Raw genomic sequence first — 5,823 nt, 5'->3', positions numbered from 1 at the left:
GCGCTGATTGCCGCCGCCTACAACGCCGGCGCGAAGATCATGAACCTGACGCGGGTCGTCGATCTGATCCTGCGCCGCGAAGGCGTGCTTGAAGGCGTCGTCGTCAACAGCACCACCGCCGAAATGGCGGGCCACGATATTATCCATGTCGATCCGATCGCCTTGGAGAGTAAAATCGTGGTCGATGCCACCGGACATGATGCCGTGGTGGTCAATCTCCTGCATAAGCGCGGGCTTTACCAGCAGGTGCCGGGCAACGGCGCGATGTGGGTGTCGCGGTCGGAAGAAGAAGTGATGGACCGGACCGGGGAAGTCTCTCCCAATTGCTTCGTGATCGGGTTGGCCGTCGCGGCCGTGTTCGGCACACCACGAATGGGCCCGGCCTTCGGATCGATGCTGCTCTCCGGACGGTACGGCGCGGAATTGATCAGAGATAAACTTAAGAATCGCTAACCCACAACTACCCTGCGGCTTTTCAAACGGGTTACCGGCAAGGCCGCAGGAAGCGAAATCGATGAGGCGTAGGGTGTTGGCACGTCGAATTGATTGAGCGCCCGAGAACGCAGCCGGCAACCTCTTTCAGAAGCCGTTTATGGATGTACAAGATTTTCTCATACAAGGCGACGGCAGCGAAGAAGACAAGCGCGAAGCCTGGCAGCTCTTTCAGCAAGCCTACGAGCAGCAGATGAAGGGGCAGCTGGAAGAAGCGGTCAGTCTCTACAAACTGTCGCTCGCAACGCATCAAACCGCCGAGGCCTATACGTTCCTCGGATGGACGTATAGCTTCATGGGTAAGCTGGACGAGGCGATCGACGAATGCCACAAGGCCATCGCCTGCGATCCTCACTTCGGCAACCCCTATAACGACATCGGCGCCTACTTGATCGAAAAGGGCGATCTGGATGAGGCGATTCCCTGGTTTCAAAAAGCCATGCAGGCCAGACGGTATGAGAGCCCGGCTTTCCCGCATCTGAATCTGGGCCGGGTCTACGAGCGCCAGGGCAAGTGGAGCGAGGCAATCGACTGCTACAAACAGGCGCTCGCCCTGAACCCGGACTACGCCTTGGCCAAGAAGGCTCTGGGTCGGCTCATCAGCTCACTGAATTAGGGACCATAGGACAGGAACCGGATGAGCACCACGATTTTAGTGGCCGTGACCGACATTTTCTTTTACACCAAGGTACGCGATGCCTTGCGGCCGCAGGGCTACACGCTGGAGCGGATCCGCAGCCAGGATGAGGTGGCGGAAAAAACCGCCTCGGATTCTCCTGCTGCCCTGATCCTCAACATGAACGATCTGGCGATCGATGCCTTCCAAGCGCTGGAAACCCTCCGGGCCGATCCCGCGTTGCGCTCGCTCCCCATCCTGGCCTTTGCCAATCACGAAGAAACGGACACCTGGCGCCGCGCCAAGGACCTAGGCGTGACGAAGATCGTCTCCAGAAATGAATTCTCCGCGCGAACCAGAGAGCTGGTTGAAGAAATCATAGCCAACAGCAGTCAGCGATCAGCCGTCCGCTCAGAGATGAACGCTGAAGGCTGAGAGCAGAGAGCAAGAATCCAATGAAACAATCCCGACTCCACGATCAGCACCAACAACTAGGCGCCATTTTCGAGAGCACCGCAGGATGGTCGATGCCGACCCACTATGGTGATCCCGCCGCAGAATATGCCGCCGTCCGCGGCGCCGTCGGGCTGTCCGATCTGTCGCACCGCGGAAAAATCCGGGTGACCGGCGACGATCGCATCAAATGGCTCCAGAGCATCATCAGCAACGACATCCTCCCGCTTCAACCAGGCCAGGGGCGCTACTCCAGCTTCCTGACCCATAAGGGGAAAATGCTCGGCTACTTCCGGGTGTATGTGCAAGCCGATGCCGTGTGGGTCGAAGATGTGGGCGAGGTGGGTGAGGCCACATTTCAGGCGTTGCGAAAGTTCCTGCTCTACGGCACCAAGGCTAAGATGGAGAATTGCGGAGAAAGCTGGGGCTTGCTGCTGGTGAGCGGGCCGAAATCAGCAGAGGCCGTCGCCGCGGCATTCGGTATCGAGGTCCGCGCCCTTCAGCTCTTGCACACCCTCCCCGCCACGATCGGCGGGCAGCAGGGACTGATCCTGCGTACCGAAGAAACTGGCGAACAGGACTTTGAAGTCTTGCTGCCGGCCGATGCGGTCCCCGCCGCCTGGAACCAGCTCATGACATCAGGCGCACTGTTCGGCATCAAGCCCGTCGGCACACAGGCGCGCGAACTGTTGCGCATCGAAGCCGGTCTGCCCAAGGCCGGTCCGGATCTCAACGAAGAGATTGTCCCCCCGGAAGCCAACCTGGAAGGCAAGGCGTTCAGCCTTTCAAAAGGTTGTTACCCGGGACAGGAAGTCGTGGCCAGGATGGATACCTATGGGAATGTGCGCCGGCATCTGGTCGGATTGATCATCCAGGACAACACGGTTCCGCCTGCAGGATCAAAGCTATTCAGCGGAGATCGGGAGGTGGGATGGATCAGCAGCGCTGCCTTCTCGCCACAGCGCAATGCCGTCCTGGCCTTCGGGTTTCCCTTGCGAGACTTTTCTTCCCCTGACACCACACTGACGGTCGAAGTGGCAGGGACGCGCCATCAGGCTACCGTCCATGCCCTTCCATTTCAGAAGCACTCGTAGCAGGATGTTGAAAACGTTCGCCCGTGTCGTTCAGCGCCTCAACGTACCTCTGAAGATACGCGTCAACACTTCACCCGCTGCGGCCTTGCTGGACGGCCGTGTTGACCATCCTTCGGGCCTCGATCACTCGCACCAATAACGACACGTTTTCGAGCGGCAGAGGTGTGTTACTTTTCAGGATTGCGCACGGCCGACACGGCTGACGCAAATCCGAGCAGACTCTTCCGCTCCTCATCATCCAACGCCAACAGCAGATGCGTCTCTTCGGCGTGCATCAGCCGGAGGCTCAAGAAGGGTTCTTCCCGGCGCTTTTCGCGGTTATCCCACATGGCATCGATGACCTGCACCTTATCCAGCTGACCGACGGACACGACATCATAGCGGAAATAGGAATCCCCGATGACGATGTCGAAAATCACGTTGCCGGCCGTGAGCAGCACCGAATTGAACCGTCCCTGATCTTCGTACCCTTCGGGCAGGGGCGTGATATGACACCGAGCCGCCGCGTCGCCCAGAGGCTGCCTGGAACTTGAGTTGCAAAGCTTCATCGATTTGGAGCGCCTTTTCATCGGCGTATTCATGACCTGCGTCACGCTGCCTTTTCAAAAATTTCGGCTGCTGACAACAACCCTGCCATAGTTCCTACTCCTTCGTTACAAGACGGTCTGTTTATTGTGTATGGGCGATGTAGAGGCTACGCGCAGCCCGCCTGGCGCGGATCGCCCGGGCGACCCCGACCAGCGCAATGCCGGCCCACGCGAATTCCAGCAGAACAAAACCCACCCGTCGGTCTTCGATGGCCACAATTCCCAGCAGCAACGAGCCCAGGATGTTCAGCGCCAGATACCCCGCGTCCAATTCACGCCAGGTGCCGGCCTGAATGAGGCCATAGGCCACGAGCACCATCAGTGCCCCGACCACCGATATGACCTGCATCACCATGCTATGCTCGCGCACTCCTTGCCGGACGCCGCGTGAGAACGGAGTACGGTACCTGGCTGCTGGATCTGATTGCAAGCGGAAACTCCCCATGAAGAAGCGGGCAAGGAAACGCTGATGGGTTGGTGCCGATGTGGTTGAGCATCACTCCAGCGCGGTGCGTCGGCCTGTCTGGCAGGCTGCGCTCGCCGAGCCACCACATTGCATTTCCAGGTCGATCTCCGGCATACTTTGCGACAATCAGGGGGGATACCGATGAGCGGACAGAGCTGTTTAATCGACGGATGTCAGGCGAGAGTGTATGCGCCAGCAGGCACCCATGCCATCTGCAAGGATCACTTTCTCGGCTTCCTCACGTGGAGGCGGCGACGAGGCCCACAGATGTTTCGTAAATATGCCGGCATGACGATGGACGAACGCGATGTGATCGCGGGTGAGTGGCTCCAGACCCTCGGCACCAAAGACCTGCCCCACCCCATTCCCGGCTTGTAAGTCTCCCCGCTTCACCTGCACCTTCCTGTCCTGCACCGGACGGAAGGTCAGGCAATTCAAACCGGTCTCCTGGCTGTCGGTCCTCAGCGTTGGCCTCCCCGACCGGGACGCCTCAGGCCCGAGCCCGTCTCCAGCAGATTTCCCTCCAGCGCCGCTTTAAGTAATTGGGCAGTATTACACGCGCGCAACTTTTTCATCATGTTCGAGCGATGAGTATCGGCCGTCTTCATGCTGATGTTCAGCTGCTCTGCGAGACTTCGATTGGTATGACCATCCCAGATCAGGCGAAGAATTTCCAACTCACGCGGCGTGAGATCCTCCGGCCTTCGCTTCACGGCGGCCGGTGCAAGAGCGTCAGACGATGGACGATGTGTTGTGAAGACCCCGTCCTCCGCCACCTCTTGATTCCCTACCCGGCTGTCTTTTTTTTCAGCCAACATCAAGTCCCTCCTTCGTCACCCTTTCCGCATGCTTCACTTCGCGGAGGATGCCGCTTTCTTTAGTTCCCCCGCGCCAAGGCAGGCTTGGACGTGTCCCAGAGACGTTGCAGGTACCCCAACACAGCGGTAATGGCTTGTGTCCGCGGCTGCCAGGAACCCTGTGCATTCCCATTGAGCTCGACCCAAGACCCATCGACCTTTTGGCGGACAATCAACCGCTCGAACATGCCGTGGGTGGCCGGTTGAATGGCCAGCAGATACTCCTGCTCTTCCCTGTCTTTGAGTAAGAACCCCTTCACCATCATGATCACTCCTCCCTTTTTTTCTGCACACTCAGGACCCTCGAATGCCGTCTCAATCAAAGTCCCCAAGGTCTTTGCCCTACGAGACATATCCCCGCTACATCAAGGGCTGTGCCAAGTGACGACGGAAAGATATTCTTCCAAATAAAACAATATGTTGAGCAAGAATTCTGGATTTATACCAACCGCCACAAGTTGTGCCACAAGAAACAAGAGTGTGCCAAAATTCAAGCGTGAGACAGTATCGCGAGACACTTTCAGGCGACAGATTGGCCCCGTGCATCTGCCGTATAGGAACGGATACTGGGGAATCTTGAGGAACCAGACAGCGAGAGGGAATTGTGCGTGACCGACGGGGCGACGGTTTACAGAACCAAAGAGAACGGCAGGGAAACTGGAAGCGCAACCGTCAGGCGACGGTCATTCAGCGCAAGCACAACCGTCAAGGGAACGCGTGGAAATATAGGTCAGGTTATTGGTGTACCGGGTAAACCCCTTCTGGCGGCCGAACAAGCGCAGGAGACACCCCTCACCTTTACGCTGCACGAAGAAACTATAGTCGGTGCCGGAGGGCGAAGAGACACCGAAGGGGCGGGGGCCCAAAGAACCGGTCGCCAACACCACGGTGGTATTCACGGCCAGGCGATTCGCGATATCCCCTTGTTCACCCTCATCCGTGAGGATAGATTGAAGCTGGTCTTTGACCTTCTGCCGGCAGGACTCATCCGACCACGTCGTCACCTGAGCGACGGTCGTACAGCCGGAGAGGAAGAAGAGTCCCAGCGCCAACCACCCGGCACCGACCGTCATTCGAGCTTCGCCGGACATCCGGAGCCTCCGCAGCGATGGGGCTAACCCATCACCGGCGAGCCATGGTGATGAATCATCAACCACTCGTCGCCGATACGCTCAAAGAGATTGGTCGCGAGGACACGCGTTTCGACCGGCTGGTCGTCTTGACGGCTGGTGAGATGTTCGGTGCAGATGACCCACCC

Annotated in this window: 9 protein-coding genes and 1 pseudogene; 4 read left to right on the top strand and 6 right to left on the bottom strand. The window is 58.4% G+C overall.

The features are described 5' to 3' along the window. The 4 genes and pseudogenes from ACILSL_RS26625 to ACILSL_RS26610 form a co-directional block, all read left to right on the top strand. Positions 1–453: pseudogene (locus ACILSL_RS26625) on the top strand (ribose 1,5-bisphosphate isomerase); the annotation flags it as partial. A gap of 139 nt (positions 454–592) precedes the next feature. Further along, positions 593–1,108 carry a tetratricopeptide repeat protein gene (locus tag ACILSL_RS26620; RefSeq protein WP_013247647.1) on the top strand — a complete coding sequence of 172 codons (516 nt, stop codon included), beginning with the start codon at positions 593–595 and terminating at the stop codon, positions 1,106–1,108. A gap of 21 nt (positions 1,109–1,129) precedes the next feature. Next, positions 1,130–1,543 (top strand): two-component system response regulator, encoded by a 414-nt coding sequence (locus tag ACILSL_RS26615; RefSeq protein ID WP_395735108.1) that lies wholly within the window; start codon positions 1,130–1,132, stop codon positions 1,541–1,543. A 20-nt stretch (positions 1,544–1,563) separates the two neighbouring features. Further along, positions 1,564–2,655, top strand: a complete 1,092-nt coding sequence (locus ACILSL_RS26610; RefSeq protein ID WP_395735107.1) for an aminomethyltransferase family protein — start codon at positions 1,564–1,566, stop codon at positions 2,653–2,655. A gap of 167 nt (positions 2,656–2,822) precedes the next feature. Here the strand turns inward: ACILSL_RS26610 and ACILSL_RS26605 are convergent, their stop codons facing one another. The 6 genes from ACILSL_RS26605 to ACILSL_RS26580 all read right to left on the bottom strand — a co-directional run bounded on the left by ACILSL_RS26605 (position 2,823) and on the right by ACILSL_RS26580 (position 5,814). Continuing rightward, on the bottom strand, positions 2,823–3,236 hold the full coding sequence (locus ACILSL_RS26605) for a hypothetical protein (RefSeq protein ID WP_395735106.1): 414 nt from the start codon (positions 3,234–3,236) through the stop codon (positions 2,823–2,825). Between the two features lie 88 nt (positions 3,237–3,324). Continuing rightward, on the bottom strand, positions 3,325–3,597 hold the full coding sequence (locus ACILSL_RS26600; RefSeq protein WP_395735105.1) for a CBU_0592 family membrane protein: 273 nt from the start codon (positions 3,595–3,597) through the stop codon (positions 3,325–3,327). 572 nt (positions 3,598–4,169) lie between these two features. After that, positions 4,170–4,526 carry a response regulator transcription factor gene (locus tag ACILSL_RS26595; RefSeq protein ID WP_395735104.1) on the bottom strand — a complete coding sequence of 119 codons (357 nt, stop codon included), beginning with the start codon at positions 4,524–4,526 and terminating at the stop codon, positions 4,170–4,172. Between the two features lie 59 nt (positions 4,527–4,585). Then, positions 4,586–4,918, bottom strand: a complete 333-nt coding sequence (locus tag ACILSL_RS26590) for a hypothetical protein (RefSeq protein WP_395735103.1) — start codon at positions 4,916–4,918, stop codon at positions 4,586–4,588. Between the two features lie 330 nt (positions 4,919–5,248). Continuing rightward, the gene (locus ACILSL_RS26585) at positions 5,249–5,656 is read right to left on the bottom strand and encodes a hypothetical protein (protein ID WP_395735102.1); all 408 of its coding nucleotides are present in this window, start codon (positions 5,654–5,656) and stop codon (positions 5,249–5,251) included. Positions 5,657–5,679: 23 nt separating this feature from the next. Further along, the gene (locus ACILSL_RS26580; protein WP_395735109.1) at positions 5,680–5,814 is read right to left on the bottom strand and encodes a nuclear transport factor 2 family protein; all 135 of its coding nucleotides are present in this window, start codon (positions 5,812–5,814) and stop codon (positions 5,680–5,682) included. Positions 5,815–5,823 lie beyond the last annotated feature (9 nt).

It is taken from the genome of Prosthecobacter sp. (genome assembly GCF_044222345.1).
Lineage (GTDB): Bacteria > Verrucomicrobiota > Verrucomicrobiia > Verrucomicrobiales > Verrucomicrobiaceae > Prosthecobacter.
Note: the sequence above shows the minus strand (reverse complement) of the source record. Positions and strands in the feature narration are given on the sequence as shown.